Here is a 16684-nt window from a genome sequence, read left to right as displayed (position 1 = left end):
GTCCGGGCGGACAGTTCACCGATCCGCATGTCGAACTCCTCACATGCTCATGACTCACTTGCCCCTGACATTGATGTGAGCTTTTAGGTTAACTCCATGCTGAAGCTCATTTTCATGATCAACCGCGTCGAGGGAATGTCGTACGAGCGTTTCGTCGAGCACCACCGGGACCGGCACGCGCCGCTCTTCACCTCGATCCCGGAGGCGGAGCGCTACGTGCGCAAATACACCGTGTCCCACCCGGTTCCCGCCGAGAACTACCCGCCCCGGGCCTACGACGGCCTGACGGAGATCTGGTTCGAGGACTGGGAGGACCACGACGCCTTCTTCTCCTCCGAGAACTACCGGACGCTGGTCAACCCCGACGAAGCACGCTTCATCGACATGGACTCGGTAGCCGTGATGGTCACCGAGGAGAAGGAGGTCATCTGACGGACGGACTCGACGGACGTATACGGGCTCAGCTTCTGCGGCCGACCCGCGCGAACACGTTGATGTCCACGTCCGTCACATCGTCATGTCCCGGGCCCACAGCGCATCAGCCAACGGCACACCCGGACCAACGATCAGGTGATCCGAACAACGGCCTAGCTGTGTTGTCCCGGGAGGTTGGTGACACGCGTGCTGGTCCTCAACGCCATCGTGCTCTGGACGACCCGCTACATCGACGCCGCCGTCGCCCAGCTGAAGGCCGAGGGCCACGAGATCCGGGACGAGGACATCGCCCGGCTCTTCCCGCTCAAGCACCGTAACGGTGACGTGCACGGACTCGTACCAGGTCTGGGTGGCGGGCTTGCCGGTCACCGCCTCCCACAGCGCGTCGGCCGTCAGCCTCTCCTCGTCCACGCCCTCGGTCAGGCCGGGCCCGACGAGCCCGCAGCAGCCGGTCTGGCCCCGGGGGAACACCGTGAACCCGGCCGGGACCGCGTGGGCTTCGAGCCAGTCCCGACCGCAGCCGCAGTGCCGGGCGTGGTCCCGGCCCACTTCCGCTCCAGCGGCTCGTACACCAGCCGGTCGCCGTAGTACTCGGATCTCTCGCGAACCCAGACACGGCCCGCAGTCTTCCACCGGGTTCACGGGCCAGGACCAACCGGCCGTCACCCGAACGAGCGGTTACGCGGCACCCTCGGTCTCGGCCCGCAGCCGCTGGGTCACGGGCGTGCGCTGTCGACCTGAGGGGCGGGCTGCTTCGGCGCGGCGGGTTCTTTTGCTGCCGATTCAAGCGCGAGTGCTGCCGATTCAAACGCGAGAAGAACGAGCCCGGCGCAGATCGGGATATAGACGAAGGTGTCGGCCGACTGCCACGGCTCGCCCAGGAACGTCAGGGAAACCAGCACCAACAGCACCGGCTCGATGTAGCTGAGCACCCCGAACGGCAGGCGCAGTGACCCTGCTGCCCGACCTGACCCTGCCAGCCGCAGACCCGCGCCTGGCCATTCGCGACATCGCCGGTACCAGCCTGACCCGACGGCTCTACGCCGTGATCCGCCAACAGTCCCAAACCTCACCAGCGCTCAACGCCTACATCGAAGCCCTGCACCAGCAGAGCTGATCCTGCCTGCGCCTGAACTTGGGTCGCGGGTCGGGTGGAGGGGCTGCCGGGGGAGGCGGCGGGTCGTCAGCGTAACGGCCGCGAGGGTGAGCATCGCCTCGGAGTGTTCGGGGCGGGCCTCGTAGTCACGGACATTGCGCCGCGCGTTCGACAGCCACGCCAACCTGGAGCCCGCCGAGCCCGCCGAGCCCGCCGAGCCCGCCGTGCTCGACCAGGTCGTGACCGTAAGACCAGGCCAGGGCTACACCCTGCGCGTCAGCACCGTCCCGGCGGTACACCGCCAACTCCTCGACCGCTGCCAGCCGCTCGACAACGTCGCGGCGATCCCGGCACAGCGCAAGGCCCGCCGCGAGTACGCGAACCGCGTCACCGCTCTCGGAACCCCGGCCTGACCAAGATCGCCGGCTTGGCGTCAACCGCTGTACCGATGTTCCCCGCGGCCGGTCTTCCCCCGGGCGGCAGGGCCCGCCGCGCCTCCCGACTCCTCCCCGCGGGAGGCCATGCGGCTGCCCGAGAGACGTCAGGTGCAGCCCGGGCCGCCGAGTCATAGCCTGGTTCACACCAATGAGCGGTGTGCATGGTGATGTTGCAGGTCACGGACCTGGTGCGCGTGGGGTTCGGGATGTTCGTGCTGGTCGCGGTGGGATGACTTCGGCGAAGATCGTCGGTCACCGGGACACTTCGCGGTTCGTGAGGGTCAGCAGGTCCCTGACCAGGGTGTTCGCCCACGTCGGGTCGGTGCGGACCTTGTTGAGATGCGCCGGTTCTCCAGGTGGGCGAAGCCGTGCTCGACCGGCGCCCTCACGGCCGACAGCGCCTTGTCATACGGCTTCTGGCCCCGCGTCAGGGGCCGTTTCCCGGCAGCCTTGTGACCGGTGATCACCGCCGGGTCGGCGTGGGGACTGCTGTCGTCGAGGCCGACGAATCCCAGGTCGTCGATGGCCCCATGGCCGGCCGTCCGCAGCCGCTGCGTGAGCCGGTCGGGGCGGTAAGCGGTGATCTCCGAGGTGCGTCCGGGCCGGGCTGCCGAGACCCGCAGCAGTCGACCCTTGTCGTCAGGACCGCCGGCCCCGTCACCTGGGAAGGAGTGGGGGTGACGGCCGCGGTGTCCTCCGCCTCGTCGCGTCCTGCTCGGCCAGCCGGTTCAGTACCCGCTCGGCGATCACCAGTTCCTCCCGCTCGGCCTGGACCTCCTGCACCCGCTTGGTCAACTCCTCGGCGCCCGCGTCCGGTTCACCCCAGCGATCCGTGATCCGCTCCAGCGCCTGCATGCCCACGCCCTCCCCGCGACATTCCGCCGTGCCGACCCGGTGAGGTCGTAAGAGCGGCACGGTCCTTGGCGCAGCACCCGACAACGGCTCCGTCGGCATGTCAGACGATCTTCACCGTGGACACCCGCCGACGACCGGCACGTGCATTCCGCCCGTCCCTCACGCCAGACCCCTGACCTGCGAACTTCACGTTGCGCGGATCGCAGGTGTTCCGCGTCGCGCCCTGCTCTCTGCTGGGAGCTGTAGCTCCGGCATCATGTCGTTGCATGATCAGCGTTCATTTGAGATACGAGATCGATCCCGATCGAATCGAGGACTTCGAGGAGTACGGCCGTCGGTGGGTGTCTCTCGTCAACCGGTTCGGGGGCACGCATCACGGCTACTTCCTGCCCAGCGAGGGCGACAGCGACATCGCGTACGCACTCTTCTCGTTCCCGAGCCTTGCGGCATACGAGCAGTACCGGCAAGCCAGTGCGCGTGATCCTGAGTGTCAGGAAGCCGTCGATCTGGCCCGCCGGACCAAGTGCATCCGGCGGTACGAACGCCGCTTCCTCCGTCCGCTCGACTAGGTTCCGCGGCTACGGAGCTGGTCACAGTCATTCATTCACGGGGGGCTGAGCCCACGACGCTCACGGTCAGCGGACCTATGATCTCAGCCCTCCCCGCCTGCCGGATCGCGCCCGGCGGATCAGCCGACCGGGCGGTCCAGCGGGTTCGCCCGGACACGTTCGGCAAGGCCACCCCGGACCGACGCGGCCGGCGAGCTCTGCGGCTTGCGGGCGGCCTGGTCGTGGAAAGAGGCCAGGAACTCGTCCCGAAGTCCCGCGCGCGGATACCGGGCCAGCACCTCCGCCTGGAATCCGGCGGTGAAATCCTCCAGGTTCCGCCCCGAGATATCCACGCCGGTGGCCCTCTCCAGCAGATGGCCCTCGGGGTCCTCCCGCACGTCCACCGCGTCCCACATGTGCCGGACGATGACCTCCGACAGCCGCTGTCGGCGCTCCGCCTGCCACCCGGCGCCCGCCGCGAACACCCAGGCCACATGCCCGCCTGCCACGTCGAAGTCGACCGTGTGGCTGTCGAACGCCGCCACGAGGCCGATGTCGTGGAGCAGCGCGGCCACGTACAGCAGCTCGGCGTCGTGCTCGATGCCGCGCTGCGCGGCATACGCAGAGGCCCACACATAAGAACGCACCGAGTGGTTCAACAGCGCGGGGGAGCAGTAAGCAGTGGCGACTTCGAGGGCGGCGGCGCAGGCCGCCGTCTCCGGGGCGGCAGGTATGGCCTGGGCTCCGCGGGTTCTGTGAACGGTCATGCCGCCGAGTATGCCCGGTGACCGACGATCTTCGCCGAAGTCATCCCACCGCGACCAGCACAAGCATCCCGAACCTCCGCACACCAGATCCGCGACCTGCAACTTCACGATGCACACCGCTCAGTGAGCTGTGGATGCTGCACTGAAGGGGATGCGAGGCGACTCTGATCAGGGCAGGGCCTTGCCCGGCTTCCGAAGGCTCGGCCCGCCGCGCCATTGCGATGAGCGGCGCAGGACGTTTGCCTCAGGCCAGGTAGCGCACGGTGAGGATGGCTTCGACGTCGCCGGACACCGCGGCATACACATGCGGGACGTCGGCAGGCCAGTGAGCGTGTTCGCCCGGACCTGCCTCGACCGGGGCCGAGGCCGCGCCGACGCGGGCGGTGCCGGACAGGACGATGAGGTGCTCCTCGGTGCCTGGGGGGTGGGCATCCGATTCCTGGACGGCGCCGGTCCGGATGCGTATGCGGTAGATCTCGGTGATGGCGGCTGGATCCTCGTACCGTTCGACGAGAACCGCGTCCACGGCGCGGCCTGACAGCGGCGCTCGCGCCGGGTCGGGCCCGAGTACGGCAGTGAGGGGGGTACCCAACGCGGTCGTGAGCGCGTAGAGGGTCTCCAGTGTGGCGTTGCGGCGCCCGGCTTCCAGCTCGGAGAGCGTGCCCTTGCCGACACCGGACCGGCGCGCCAGCGCGGACAGCGAGAGGTTGCGTTCCACGCGTAGCTCACGCAGCCGGCTACCCACCTGCTGAGCCAGCTCCATGTTTCCCGCTCTCCACGAGGTCATTGACCGTCTCGGGCCGCATACCTAGTATTCCATATACAGAACGTTCTGTTTATGGAACGAAAGGGAGGCCCCGTGACCGTGTCGCGCCTGCAGCACATCCCCGGAATCGGAGTCGACATCGTGGGAGATGCCGCCGACGCAGCCCACGACCCCGACATGCTGCGGCTCGAGAATCTCGACACCGACCTGCGGCCGCCTCGGATCGCCCTAGACGTGACGCGGCGGGCGATCGATGACGACGCCGCGAACAGCTATCTGCCCTTCCACGGCCGGCGCGGCCTACGTGAGGCTGCCGCCGCCCATGTCGGCCGGATCGCCGGCCGCGACTACGACCCGGCGGCAGGCTGCGCGATCGTCGCCGGGGGCCTCAACGGCGTCCTCAACGCACTGCTGGCCACCGTCGAGCCGGGGCAGGAGGTGGTGATCGGTGACCCGGTCTATGCCGGCCTCGTCAACAGAGTCCGCCTCGCCGGCGGCGTCCCGAGACACGTGCCATGCCGCCCGACGCCCACCGGCTGGCGCACCGACCCGGCCGAACTGGCCGCCGCGGTAGGGCCGGAGACGGCGGCAGTCCTGGCGATGTCCCCCGCGATGCCCACCGGTGATCTGCTCGGATACGCACACTGGGACGCTTTGGCCCCGGCGGTGGCCGAGCACGGCTGCTGGGTGATCCACGACGCGGCCATGGAGCGCATCCGTTTCGACGGACAGGCCCCGGAGCACCCCGCTACCCATCCCCAACTGGCCCAGCACACCATCACGGTGGGCTCCGCATCCAAGGAGCTGCGGCTCATCGGCTGGCGGGTCGGCTGGGTCGTCGGTCCGCCGCGCATCATGGCCGACGTCGCTTTGGTCGGCATGGCCAATGTGGTGACTCCCGTCGGCATCGCCCAGCAGGCGGTGGCTGCTGCTCTCGACGCCCCGGATGCGGACGCCGACGTGGCCGCGGCCACCCGTACCTGGCGGCGACGCTGCGACCTGATCCTGTCGGAGCTGGCCGACTATCCGTGCATACGGCCGCACGGCGGCTGGTCGTTGCTCATCGACACCACCGCGCTGGGCCTCACTCCGGCCGAGGCGTCCGAACGGCTCTTCCGGCACGCGAAGGTGGCAGCAACCCCCATGACCGGCTGGGGCCCACACGGCGGCCACCACCTGCGGCTGGTCTTCGCCAACGAGCCCGTCGAACGCCTCGACGGGCTGCGGGACCGCTTCGTAGCCGCCTTCGGCTAGGCTGTGTGAGCGAAAGTGGATCTTGAGCGGTGAATGATCACGGTTCATGACGCGGGGCGATCTCACGGACGAACAACGGGCGGTGTCAGGCCCTGTGTGATGTTGTGATCAGCTGGCAGCCGCCAGGGGATCGCCGAGCCAGAGCACTGTGCCGGGTCCGGCCGCGGCAGCGAGCAGCGCGCACACACGCGTGCTCGTGGATGCAGGCGGTGCCGCAGGCGCGGGCGCAGGTGCCGACGGAGAGGAAGAACGCGTCAACCGGTTTCACCACGGCCCCGTCCGCGTCCAGCAGCGCGTACGGCCGGCCCGGATCCGCAGTCTCCACCAGCCCGCCCGATTCCGGCAGCACGAAGCCAACCGGATCCCGGGGGAAGCACCCACCTGGGCCTGGGAGCGCTGGGCGTCGGTGAGCCAGGCGGAAGCCTGTTCCGCAGCCTGGGCGAGCTGGCGGCGCTGGGGAGGTGTGATGATCGGAAACCCGAGGCGTTTCCCCTCCGCGAGGTTGCCCAGCAGTCGCTGGACCCTCTGCAGGGCCTTGCGCTCCTGAAAGGCCGGTTCGCGTGGTTTGGGCAGGCCGACCGCCCGTTCCAGCCTCAGCAGCGCGTCTACTGCCGCCCTGATCAGGTCGTTCTCTTCGGCGGTTGCCCCGCCGCGGGCCACCTCTTCCGCCCGGTTCAGCCAGCGGCGGATCTCCGTGCGGCTGCGCCCGTCACCGACCGCCTGCGCGAGGGCCGCCATGACGTCCGCACGGTCCGGCGAGGGAAAGTCGTGTGTCTCGTCGATGGTCGCCCGTACGGTCGGCCGGGGCCGCTGCGGCGTGGCCTTGGGCACCTGCACGCCGATGGGCCGCCGCGTGGTCCGCAGCACGCGGACTTCTTCGACCGCCGGGGGGGCAGTCCCGCGTCGGTGAACTCCACCTCGTGCAGGTCGAACCACTCGGTGGTGCCGCCATGGCGTTCGGTTCCGACCTGGATCCGGCGGCGGGTCCCGTCCGGGATGAGCTGGATGCGGTTGACGTATCCCTGCCGCGGCAGCACGTCTGGGTCGGACGCCATCTCGCGGCCGAGCATCAGCTGGGCGGAGTCCTCTCCCCCCGGTGCGGGTGAGCCGGCGGACTCGGAGAGCAGGACCCGCAGGCCGGTGTGACCAGCGGGGGCGAAGAGCACTTCCCGGCCGATCGAACCGTCCGCCTCGCGCGGGATGGTGGCCGTGGCGGTGACGTCCTGCTCCGCCATCCAGGCCAGCAGCCCCTGCCTGATGTACAGGTGGTCCGCGCTGGAGACCCCAGCCACCTTCCGGGCACAGGTGGAGGTGTGCTCGGGATCCGGCCCGTGAGCGAAGTGGCAGGCGCGATCGGTGTACAGCTTGGTGAAGAGCTGGTGCCCGCACCCACCCAGCCAGACGCCGCACCAGTAGGTCTGGCCGGCGTGGTGGGCCCGGAAGTCGTCGAGCTCTATCGCTTCCATCGGAAGGACCACAGGGAGCTCGGAACCGGCGTGGCCGATCACTGCGGTCTGCACTCGGCGTCTGTCCAGGGCCATGCAACCTCCAGCCGTACTGGAGACGAGATCCGCCTCCGGTCGGCGCCCTGCCACATGCCGGGCGCCCAACTGACTGACGGTATCTCCCGCCACCGACAACGCCGGAGGTACTGGTGGCCGCCCACCGGCCGGGGTGGGGAGACGCCCGCCCGCTTCTGTTCATCGCAGCTGCCGCCAGAGGTGAAGCCTCAGCCTCTGGAGCAGCTGCGCGAGCAGGCCGCCGCCGGCACCGAGACGGCCGCGGGCACGGCGCTGTTCGCGCTGCGCACCGCGACAGCAGCACTCACCACGCTCACCCGGGCCGCAGCACGGGTCTTCCGCACCGGCCTCTACCTGGACGACTGGGCAGCGTTCCTCGACGAGGCGGACCGGCACCGAACCCACCGCGGTGCCCGCCCGCTGCCGGACGACGGGCCGGGCGTCACCTTCGCCTACCCGGGCAGCGACCGGCCGGCGGTCGACCAGGTCGACCTGGACCTCAAGCGCGGCGAGATCGTCGCCGTCGTCGGGGAGAACGGCTCGGGCAAGACAACCCTCGTGCACCTGCTGACCGGCCTCTATCTGCCGGATGCCGGCGAGGTGACCTGGGACGGGGTGAACCTGGCCGAGGCCTCGCCCGCCGACGTGTGGCGGCGGGTGGCGATGACGCCGCAGGAGTACACCCGCTGGCCGCTGACCGCCCGCGAGAACATCACCCTCGGCACACCCAGCCGGCGCGGCGACGCCGCAGTGCTGGAGGCCGCCCGCGCCGGCGGAGCCGACCACGTCCTCGACGGACTTCCCGCAGGCTTGGACACCTCCCTCGCACGCTCCTGGTGGGGCGGGCACGACCTGTCCGGAGGCCAGTGGCAGCGCATCGCGCTCGCCCGCTCCTTCCACGCGGACGCCGCCGTGCACATCCTGGACGAACCGACTGCCGCACTCGACGCCCGCGCCGAGCGCCGGGTCTTCGACCGGTTCCGCGAGCTGGCGGCAGGGCGCACCGCACTGGTGATCACGCACCGGCTCGCCAACGCACGCGTTGCCGACCGCATCGTCGTGATGGCCGACGGCCGCATCGTCGAGTCCGGCAGCTACCGCGAGCTGCTGGCCCGGCCCGGCGGCCTGTTCGCCGAACTCCACCGGCTCCAGGACGGCAGCGAGGACTGACCGGCGCACCACTGGCGACGTCATCCAGATCTCAGGCACCAGCGAGCGGGTGCCATATTGATGGCGCTCCTTGAAAACCGACCACCCCTTGCTCGGGGCGAACCCATACTTGCTCACTGGATCTCCCCAGACGTCTGGGCCCTTGGCTTGCGGGCAGCCCTCTCTGCGGGGGCAGAGGCGGGGGCGGGGCGATGTGCGACCTGGGCGCTCAGGTCACGACTGGGGTGGTCGCAGGGCGCCGGTGATGACGGTGGTCACCATCTTGCGGACGGCGGTGGTCTGCGGCGGGGGGCTTGTCCGGTCGGCGAACAGCAGGTGCCCGGCCCCGACGAGGGTGGGCGCGAGTGTGTCGATGTCGGCGTCACCGGTCAGGCGCCCCGACTCCCGCTCGGCAGTGAGATAGGCGGCGATCATGGCGGCGCCTTGCGCAGCCAGTGGAATGCCGGTCAGACCGGCCTCGCGCAGCCGGGCGCGGAGGCCGTCGCGGAAGGTGATGAGCGCGACGATTGCCACCGTGACCGGCCCGAACAGGTCCTGCAGCGCGTCGGCGAGGTTGTCCACCACGCTACCGGTGCCGGCGGCGGCACGCAGAGTCGTGGTTCGGTCCTCGATGCCGCGGGCTCGGTCGAGGACCAGTTCCGCTAGGAAAGCGTCGAAGTCGGTGAAGTGCCGGTGCAGCACGCCCTTGGCACAGTTCGCCTCCTCCGTGACCGCCCGGCTGGTCAACGCGCCGGGCCCGTCCCGGAGCAGGACGCGCTCGGCGGCCTCGAACAACTGGCCGCGCACGTTGTGGATGTGCACCCCTGACGGCATCGTCTCCCTTTCCGCGCCGCCCCGCCTTAACAAGTGGGCAACCGCCCATTAGTGTGGGCGCATGCCCACTTTATCGCAGGGACAGCCGGACAAGTCCGGGCCCGAGCCCCACCGCCACCGGCAGACAGCCGAGTCGTTCGGCGTGGATGCCGAGCGCTACGACCGCGCCCGACCGCCGTATCCCCAGGCCCTGGTGGACAGGATCGTCGCGGCAAGCCCGGGTCGGCACGTCCTCGACGTCGGAGCCGGGACCGGTATCGAGGCCCGGCAGTTCCAGGCGGCCGGCTGCACGGTGCTCGGTGTCGAGCCCGACGAGCGGATGGCCGCCTTCGCGCGACGCAGCCGTGTCGAGGTCGAGGTCGCCAGGTTCGAGGACTGGCAGCCGGCCGGGCGGCAGTTCGACGCGGTCATCGCCGGCACCGCCTGGCACTGGGTGGACCCCGTCGCCGGCGCGGCCAAGGCGGCCCAGGTGCTCCGGCCCGGCGGCCGGCTCGCTCCCTTCCACCACGTCCTCCAGCTCCCGGCCGAGGTGATCGACGCCCTCGCCGAAGCTCTCCAACGGATCGCCCCCGATTCGCCGTTCAATCCCGTCCTGCTGAGAGGATCGGCCGTGGACGCATACCAGCCACTGTTCGCGAAAATCGCCGACGGGATCCGGCAGACCGGCAGCTTCAGCGAGCCGGAACAGTGGCGCTTCGCCTGGGAGCGCACCTACCCCCGAGAGGAGTGGCTCGACCAGCTCCCCACCTTCGGCGGCCTCACCCAACTCCCCGCAGACAAAATGGCGGAGGTCCTGGACAGTGCCGGGACCGCGATCGACAGGCTCGGCGGCCACGCCACCATGCCCTACACATCCGTCGTGATCACCTCGACACGCTCCAACACGGCCTGACCGCCGCAACCATCGGGCGTCACCGCGCGCGAGCAGACTGATGAGCTCGGCGACGCCCCCCGGGGAGACAGGAAAGAGGATTCGCACGCGGGGAGGGTTCTCTGGCTACTTGGCGCGGGCCTCAGGCATCCAGCGGCAGCGGCGCGCGCTCACCCGTCGCGCGCCGAGGCGAATCGACGGTACTCAGCTGGTGCCGGGCCCACAACTGGCGCGCTCACCCAGCGAAGAGCCATAACGGGCTCGGCCCCACGCTCACGGAACCTCCCCACTCCTTTGAAGGGTGGAGCGACTGAAGCGACGAGCGGCAGTGGCCGTTTTCAAGGCTCTGGCCGCAGTTCCGTGAATCCCCAGGTCAGCGAGGGGAACGAGGGATCGTTTCGGCAGAGTGTTTCCTGGCGTGGCAAGCAAGACGGTCGAGGCTGTGCTGTTTCCCGGGATCGATGTGCGAGTGGAGCGCGTCAGCGACTCCACCGATGTGCTGGTGGTGGATGCGGTGTCCACCGCTCGCCCGGGCCGGTGCCCGGACTGCCGGGAACAAGCGAGGCGTAGACACAGCTCGTACCAACGCGTCCTGGATGAAAGGCCGTTGGGCTCTCGACGGGTGATAGTCCGGTTGCGGGTCCGCCGGTACTTCTGTGACCGGCAGAGTTGTTCCCGCAAGACGTTCGTCGAGCAGGTGCCGGGCCTGTCCGAGCGGCACCGTCGCTCCAGCACCGGGCTGACAGGCTGGCTGCGGTCGATCGCGATCGAGCTCGGCGGACGTCCGGCCGCCCGGTTGTGCCGCCGCCTGCGGCTGGTCGCGGGCCGGACCCGGCTGCTCAGGCTGTTGACGGCGCCCACGGTGCCGGACCGTGCGCCGCGGGTGCTGGGGGTGGACGAGTTCGCCTTCCGCAAGGGCTGCACCTACGGCACCGTGCTGGTTGACGTCGAGGCCGGCCGGGTCGTGGACGTGCTGCCCGACCGCACCTCGGAGACGTTCGCGGCCTGGCTCACCGCGCATCCCGGCGCCGAGATCATCTGCCGGGACCGGGCCACCGCTTACACCAAGGCAGTCAAGGAAGCCGCCCCTCACGCCCTGGAAGTGGCCGACCGATGGCACCTGTTGCAGAACTTGTCCGCTGCCGTGGAGAAGACCTGTCACCAGCACCGCGACTGCCTGCGCAAACGTGCCGAGAAGGAGACGGTGACCGAGGTGCCGGAGCCGCCCCCGATGCTGTTACCGCCCGCGGAACTGCCCCGCACCCAGATCATCGAACGCACCCGCCACCGCCACGAGGACATCCACCGCCTGCTGGAGAAACGCTGGACCATCAGCGCCATCGCCCGCCGCCTCAACCTCGACCGCAAGACCGTGCGCCGCTTCCGCGACACCGACCTCGACGAGCTACTGGCCTCCGCCCGCGAGCGCCGCCCCAACGGCGTCCTGGAGCCGTTCAAGGCACACCTCAACGCCCGCTTCACCGAAGCCCAAGGCCAGGTCAGCGGCACCCAACTGTTCCTGGAGATCAAGGCCCGCGGCTACCGCGGCAGCCGCCAGGTCGTCCGCAAACACCTCGCCGCCCTCCGCGCCGGCACCGCCGAACCTGTCCGGGCCGACATACCCAGCCCTCGCAAGATCACCTCGTGGATCATGCGAGCCCGGGAGACGCTCACCGAGAGCCAGGACGAGCGACTCCTTCAAATCCGGCTCGCCTGCCCAGACATCACCCGTGCCTGCGACCTCGCCCGGGCGTTCGCCGACATGGTCCGCCACCAGCGCGGATACCTACTGCTGGAGTGGATCCGCCAGGCAGAGCAAGACGCACCGAAGCCCTTGAAGGGATTCGCCGGCTTCCTCCGCCAGGACCTCGACGCCGTCACCGCCGGACTCACCCTCCCCTGGGGCTCCGGCGTCGTCGAAGGACACGTGAACCGGGTGAAAACCCTCAAGCGAGCCATGTACGGCCGGGCCTCATTCGAACTCCTGCGGACCCGCGTCCTCACCCAGCCATGAGGCTCCGAGAGCAGGGCATACAGTCAGGACCCATGAAGTCGCCACAACCCACGGATCCGCAAGCCGAGGCCGCACAAGGCCGTATCGCTCTATGGCTCGACCCGGAGGACTTACGGTGGCTGGCACACCACTGCTGTTGCGCAGACGACGCAACCGACGAAGACAAGGACCGCTGCGGACGGCTCCGCTTCCGGGCTAGTGCAGCCCTGCATAAGCATCAGCACTCGTCATGAGGACGTAGGCCGTCACGGAACTGCGGCCAGAGCCGTTTTCAACGATCATCATCAAGATCGAGCCCAGTTGGTGCCACGGCATGGCCGTGGCCAAGCTCCGCCGCGGCCGCCGCATCAAGGGCGAGAAGGGCCAGTACGCCTACGGCGCCCCGCAGCAGCCGCCCGGGCCACCAGTCGCCGGCAGTGCCTCGCCGAACTCTGCACCGCCGCCATCCGCGGCCTGGATCCATGGAACCGGGACACCCCATCACAGCCTGCACCCCCAGCCGATCACCAAGGAAACCTGTGCCCACGTTTTCCCACGACCTCTCCCATGCCGCACAGCTCGACCTGCTCGAGCGACTGACGAGGGCCGCGCTGACCGAGCACTACGGACTCGACGGCGCCGCCGCGGCAGTGGAGGTCCAGCAGTACGAGGACAACGCGGTCTGGCGGATCACCCCGCCGGACCGCGACAACTCCTTCGTCGCCCGCCTGTCCATCCGCGACGGACGTCCCGCCCACCAGCAGCGCAGCGAGATGCGATGGCTGGAAAGCCTGGCCTCCACACACACCGTCGCCGTTCCCGATCCCGTCACCACCACCAGCGGCCACTACGTCGTCCCTGTCGAGGTCCCCGACCACGACGAGCCGGCCACCCTCTCCCTGCTGCACTGGCTCCCCGGCACGGCAGAGCCCCCCTACCGGCAGCCGGGCGTCGCACAGAAGATGGGCGCCGCCACCGCCTGCCTGCACGAGCACGCGGCCACCGTGCACCTGCCCGACTTCGACCGGCCGGTCTGGGACGCGCAGACGATCCTCCACCACGGCCACGCCCTCACCGGCCCGGGCTCCCGCGACCAGCTCGGCGCTGCCGGCACCGCCGCACTGCGCAAGATCACCGACCTGATCACCCCGGCCCTCGCCGAAGGCGGCCCGAACGACCGGGGCCGGATCCACGGCGACCTACACCGCGAAAACATGATCGCCCTGCCCGACGGCGGCGTCGGCATCATCGACTTCGACGACTGCGGCACCGGCCATTACCTCCTCGACATCGCCACCGTCCTGTCCTCCGTCCACCGCATCGCCCACACCGAACCCGGCGGCTACGAGGGATTCGCCCGCGGCTACCTGGACGGCTACACCCAGGTGCGCCCCCTGCCCACCGACTTCTCCCGCCTCCTGGAGTCCTACCTCCTCCTGCGGGATGTCCAGATCCTGAACTTCGTCACCACCGCGGCCCCCCGTGAACGCCGACGTCCGCTCCTGGGGGCCGCGCCGTATCGCCGACATCCTGGCGAACATGCAGGCATACCTGAAGGGACGCCCCTACCTGGGCACTCTCGGATAGCAGGCCGAAACGGTCGTCGTCACCTGCGTCCCCGACAGTCGGCCCGAGCCTGAATGTCAGCCAGTGCCGCTGGCGGTGCGCGCGGGTGTGGTGACCTCGGGCTTGGCGGGCCGCTGCATCAGGGCGGCGGTGGCTTCGTTGAGGGTCACCTTCTCGTGCAGCAGGTCGGCGATGACTTCCGTGATGGGCATCTCGAGGCCGTGGGCGCAGGCCAGGGCGAGGATCGCTTCGGCGGACTTGACGCCCTCGGTGGTCTGCCGGGTGGCGGCCGTCGCCTCCGCGACGCTCAGGCCCCGGGCCGAGGTGGGTGCCGAAGGTGCGGTTGCGGGAGAGCGGGGAGGAGCAGGTGGCCACCAGATCCCCGAGGCCGGCCAGGCCGGAGAAGGTGAGCGCCTCGGCGCCCAGGGCGCGGCCGAGTCGGGTGGTCTCGGCCAGGCCGCGGGTGATGAGCATGGCGGCGGCGTTGTCGCGCAGGCCCATGCCGGAGGCGATGCCGACCCCGAGGGCGATGACGTTCTTCATGGCGCCGCCGAGCTCGCAGCCGGTCACGTCGGTGCTGGTGTAGGGGCGGAAGTAGCCGGTGTGGCAGGCCCGTTGGACGAGCTGGGCGGCGTGCTCGTCGGGGCAGGCGATGGTGGCGGCGGCCGGCTGCCCGGCCATGATCTCCTGGGCGAGGTTCGGGCCCGAGAGCACCGCGACCCGCTCTGCGGGCACGCCGGTGGCCTCGGTGATGATCTGGCTGGCTCGCAGCCCGGTGCCCTGCTCGATGCCCTTCATCAGCGACACGATCACCGTGTCCGGTGCGATGTGCGGGGCCCAGGCGGAGAGGTTGGCACGCAGGGTCTGTGCCGGGATGGAGAGCACGAGGAGGTCTGCTTGGTGCAGCGCGGTGGCCGGGTCGGTCGTCGCGGTGACCGTGGCGGGCAGCTCGATGTCGGGGAAGTAGCAGGGGTTGCGGTGGGCGACGTTGATGCCGTCGGCGATCTCCGTCCGGCGGGCGTGCAGGACGACGGTGTTGCCGGCGTCGGCCAGGATTTTGGCGATGGCGGTGCCCCAGGACCCGGCCGAAAGCACCGCAGCACGGACGGAACGCTGCTGAGTCACTGCGGGGTCCTCCTCTGTGCGCGGGCCCGCCCACGGTGCAGCATCCGGGCGCCGTCATCGTAGCGCCCGGGGCGGGCCCGGCCGCTCCAGCCGGTGGCAGACGACGTGCATGGACCGGGCAGCCGGGGGCGAACAGGTGGAAGGCCACCGGTTCGTGTCCGGTGAAGCGCTCGCCCCAAGGCCGCCTGCCGGACGTGCCGAACGAATCCGCCGCCGACCGGAGCGAAGCCGGTTGACGGTCTGCTGCCACGGAGAACCAGGTACGGCGAGCAGCAGAGCGAAGGCACTGCAGGCAGCACCGAGTGCCGCCGTGAGGGAGCGAAGCCGCGGGTGATCCGTACGGTGCGCCGGGACGGGCGCGAGCCGATGGGCCTCGGGGCTGCGATCGGCGCGCTGGTCACCGAGCGCGCGTGGGAGCTCCCGGCCGCCGGCGCGACGCTGCGGGAACGGTGGGCGGCCATCGCCCCCGAACTCGCCGGGCACGTCGCCGCCGTGTCGTACGACGTCGACTCCGGCCGGCTGGCCGTGTGCCCGGAGTCGTCGGCCTGGGCGACGAAGGCCCGGCTGGAGCAGACCCGGATCATCGCGGCAGCCAACGCCTCGGCGGGCCGGACGGTCGTCCGCGCCCTGCGGATCCTGGCGCCCGGCGCGGTGCCGGGGCCCGAGCCGGTCACGTCGACCCGAAGCCCACGGCCGTGCCCGCCGGTCGCTGCGTACTCGGGAGACCGCCTCGGACGGCTGCGCCGCGCGCTCGCCGCACACCGTCAGGCCGACCCGCCTTCCCTGGCGGACCCGGACATCGCGCAGGCAATCGAGCGGCAGACCGCCGCGATGCGTGAGCTCAGCCACCGTGCGTTCCCCGAGACCGAGACCGCGCCGGACGACGAACTGGCCCTGATCGAGCGGGCCCGCGCGCGGCGCCGCCGCCAGGCCGCGGCGACCGAGGCCGCCGCGCTGCGCCGGGCCCGCAGGGAACGTGCCGCCCGCCAGCGCGGGCTGTCGGACGCTGCGGCAGTTGGTATCGACCGCGTCCGATCACAGGCATTGGGGCCGCGAAGCAGGAGTGCGGCCTTCCTGAACGGCGTGGGACCATCCCCGCGCGTGCGGGGATGGTCCCACTGCCGAGCCTTCCCGAGTCGACGTGAAAGCCTGCTCCCCGCGCCCGCGGGGGTGGTCCCTCCTCCGGACCAGGGCCGTCGGCTCAGGGGCTCTGCTCCCCCGCGCCCCAGCAGGTCTTGCCGACGCCGAGTTGCTCCCCGCGCCGGCGGGGATGGTACAAGTGAGTTGGGGCCGCTCAAGCGGATGGTCGTTAGGATGAACGGGGCCGAGGGCACGATGATTCGCCGTGTCTTGCAGGTGCTCGGCGAGCAGGTCGGCACGTCGATGGTCACCGCCGGGGCCGCGGCCAGCGGGCGTCCTGCTCCGGGGCCTCGCCGTCGACCGGGTTCTCCAGAAGCACAGCAGTTTC

At 70.3% G+C, this 16684-nt stretch carries 17 protein-coding genes and 2 pseudogenes; 11 read left to right on the top strand and 8 right to left on the bottom strand.

From position 1 onward, the window contains the following. Positions 1 to 96: 96 nt before the first annotated feature. Positions 97 to 432: an EthD domain-containing protein gene (locus tag ACFYWQ_RS43420; protein WP_389526376.1), complete on the top strand. Its 336-nt coding sequence runs from the start codon at positions 97 to 99 to the stop codon at positions 430 to 432. A 192-nt stretch (positions 433 to 624) separates the two neighbouring features. Further along, positions 625 to 768 (top strand): annotated as a pseudogene (locus ACFYWQ_RS43415) (Tn3 family transposase); the annotation flags it as partial. Between the two features lie 383 nt (positions 769 to 1151). Here ACFYWQ_RS43415 and ACFYWQ_RS43410 read toward each other — a convergent pair. After that, a complete protein-coding gene (locus tag ACFYWQ_RS43410) occupies positions 1152 to 1367 on the bottom strand; it encodes a hypothetical protein (RefSeq protein WP_389526373.1) in 216 nt (71 codons plus the stop codon). 17 nt (positions 1368 to 1384) lie between these two features. On the opposite strand from ACFYWQ_RS43410, the gene ACFYWQ_RS43405 reads away from it, so the two are divergent. Together ACFYWQ_RS43405 and ACFYWQ_RS43400 are read left to right on the top strand one after the other, a co-directional pair. Beyond that, positions 1385 to 1552 (top strand): LysR substrate-binding domain-containing protein, encoded by a 168-nt coding sequence (locus ACFYWQ_RS43405; protein WP_389526370.1) that lies wholly within the window; start codon positions 1385 to 1387, stop codon positions 1550 to 1552. Between the two features lie 134 nt (positions 1553 to 1686). Continuing rightward, the gene (locus ACFYWQ_RS43400; RefSeq protein ID WP_389526367.1) at positions 1687 to 1944 is read left to right on the top strand and encodes a hypothetical protein; all 258 of its coding nucleotides are present in this window, start codon (positions 1687 to 1689) and stop codon (positions 1942 to 1944) included. Positions 1945 to 2249: 305 nt separating this feature from the next. Here ACFYWQ_RS43400 and ACFYWQ_RS43395 read toward each other — a convergent pair whose 3' ends face one another. Further along, positions 2250 to 2552, bottom strand: coding sequence for a hypothetical protein (locus ACFYWQ_RS43395; protein ID WP_389526379.1), 303 nt, complete (start codon positions 2550 to 2552; stop codon positions 2250 to 2252). 73 nt (positions 2553 to 2625) lie between these two features. Further along, entirely contained in the window at positions 2626 to 2823 is a 198-nt protein-coding gene (locus tag ACFYWQ_RS43390) for a hypothetical protein (RefSeq protein WP_389526365.1), read from the bottom strand. Between the two features lie 266 nt (positions 2824 to 3089). Between ACFYWQ_RS43390 and ACFYWQ_RS43385 the strand changes: the two genes are divergently transcribed. Next, the gene (locus ACFYWQ_RS43385) at positions 3090 to 3392 is read left to right on the top strand and encodes an NIPSNAP family protein (RefSeq protein WP_389526362.1); all 303 of its coding nucleotides are present in this window, start codon (positions 3090 to 3092) and stop codon (positions 3390 to 3392) included. Positions 3393 to 3511: 119 nt separating this feature from the next. Here the strand turns inward: ACFYWQ_RS43385 and ACFYWQ_RS43380 are convergent, their stop codons facing one another. Beyond that, entirely contained in the window at positions 3512 to 4138 is a 627-nt protein-coding gene (locus tag ACFYWQ_RS43380; protein ID WP_389526359.1) for an HD domain-containing protein, read from the bottom strand. 244 nt (positions 4139 to 4382) lie between these two features. Beyond that, positions 4383 to 4901, bottom strand: coding sequence for a helix-turn-helix domain-containing protein (locus ACFYWQ_RS43375; RefSeq protein ID WP_389526356.1), 519 nt, complete (start codon positions 4899 to 4901; stop codon positions 4383 to 4385). Positions 4902 to 4997: 96 nt separating this feature from the next. Between ACFYWQ_RS43375 and ACFYWQ_RS43370 the strand changes: the two genes are divergently transcribed. Next, on the top strand, positions 4998 to 6158 hold the full coding sequence (locus ACFYWQ_RS43370) for a pyridoxal phosphate-dependent aminotransferase (protein ID WP_389526353.1): 1161 nt from the start codon (positions 4998 to 5000) through the stop codon (positions 6156 to 6158). A 264-nt stretch (positions 6159 to 6422) separates the two neighbouring features. On the opposite strand, the gene ACFYWQ_RS43365 is transcribed toward ACFYWQ_RS43370, so the two are convergent. After that, complete coding sequence (locus ACFYWQ_RS43365; RefSeq protein WP_389526350.1) at positions 6423 to 7025, bottom strand: hypothetical protein; 603 nt, start codon at positions 7023 to 7025, stop codon at positions 6423 to 6425. A gap of 854 nt (positions 7026 to 7879) precedes the next feature. On the opposite strand from ACFYWQ_RS43365, the gene ACFYWQ_RS43360 reads away from it, so the two are divergent. Next, on the top strand, positions 7880 to 8848 hold the full coding sequence (locus ACFYWQ_RS43360) for an ABC transporter ATP-binding protein (RefSeq protein ID WP_389526347.1): 969 nt from the start codon (positions 7880 to 7882) through the stop codon (positions 8846 to 8848). A 213-nt stretch (positions 8849 to 9061) separates the two neighbouring features. On the opposite strand, the gene ACFYWQ_RS43355 is transcribed toward ACFYWQ_RS43360, so the two are convergent. Then, positions 9062 to 9649, bottom strand: coding sequence for a TetR/AcrR family transcriptional regulator (locus tag ACFYWQ_RS43355; protein ID WP_389526345.1), 588 nt, complete (start codon positions 9647 to 9649; stop codon positions 9062 to 9064). Positions 9650 to 9722: 73 nt separating this feature from the next. Between ACFYWQ_RS43355 and ACFYWQ_RS43350 the strand changes: the two genes are divergently transcribed. The 3 genes from ACFYWQ_RS43350 (at position 9723) to ACFYWQ_RS43340 (ending at position 14165) form a co-directional block, all read left to right on the top strand. Continuing rightward, positions 9723 to 10553: a class I SAM-dependent methyltransferase gene (locus ACFYWQ_RS43350; RefSeq protein ID WP_389526342.1), complete on the top strand. Its 831-nt coding sequence runs from the start codon at positions 9723 to 9725 to the stop codon at positions 10551 to 10553. A 385-nt stretch (positions 10554 to 10938) separates the two neighbouring features. After that, positions 10939 to 12546 carry an ISL3 family transposase gene (locus tag ACFYWQ_RS43345; protein WP_389526339.1) on the top strand — a complete coding sequence of 536 codons (1608 nt, stop codon included), beginning with the start codon at positions 10939 to 10941 and terminating at the stop codon, positions 12544 to 12546. A gap of 518 nt (positions 12547 to 13064) precedes the next feature. Next, entirely contained in the window at positions 13065 to 14165 is a 1101-nt protein-coding gene (locus ACFYWQ_RS43340; RefSeq protein ID WP_389526336.1) for a phosphotransferase enzyme family protein, read from the top strand. A 3-nt stretch (positions 14166 to 14168) separates the two neighbouring features. Here ACFYWQ_RS43340 and ACFYWQ_RS43335 read toward each other — a convergent pair. Further along, positions 14169 to 15216 (bottom strand): annotated as a pseudogene (locus ACFYWQ_RS43335) (NAD(P)H-dependent glycerol-3-phosphate dehydrogenase). A 330-nt stretch (positions 15217 to 15546) separates the two neighbouring features. Between ACFYWQ_RS43335 and ACFYWQ_RS43330 the strand changes: the two are divergent. Next, positions 15547 to 16684: DciA family protein (locus tag ACFYWQ_RS43330; RefSeq protein ID WP_389526334.1), on the top strand; the 1138-nt coding region annotated here is incomplete at its 3' end.

The sequence above is a fragment of the Streptomyces sp. NPDC003247 genome, from assembly GCF_042888135.1.
Classification (GTDB): Bacteria; Actinomycetota; Actinomycetes; order Streptomycetales; family Streptomycetaceae; genus Streptomyces.
Note: the sequence above shows the minus strand (reverse complement) of the source record. Positions and strands in the feature narration are given on the sequence as shown.

Bases quoted from the DNA above. Each gene is read 5' to 3' on its own strand.
- ACFYWQ_RS43375 (WP_389526356.1), bottom strand. From the start codon at position 4,901: ATGGAGCTGGCTCAGCAGGTGGGTAGCCGGCTGCGTGAGCTACGCGTG.
- ACFYWQ_RS43380 (WP_389526359.1), bottom strand. From the start codon at position 4,138: ATGACCGTTCACAGAACCCGCGGAGCCCAGGCCATACCTGCCGCCCCG.
- ACFYWQ_RS43350 (WP_389526342.1), top strand. From the start codon at position 9,723: ATGCCCACTTTATCGCAGGGACAGCCGGACAAGTCCGGGCCCGAGCCC.
- ACFYWQ_RS43390 (WP_389526365.1), bottom strand. From the start codon at position 2,823: ATGCAGGCGCTGGAGCGGATCACGGATCGCTGGGGTGAACCGGACGCG.
- ACFYWQ_RS43385 (WP_389526362.1), top strand. From the start codon at position 3,090: ATGATCAGCGTTCATTTGAGATACGAGATCGATCCCGATCGAATCGAG.
- ACFYWQ_RS43420 (WP_389526376.1), top strand. From the start codon at position 97: ATGCTGAAGCTCATTTTCATGATCAACCGCGTCGAGGGAATGTCGTAC.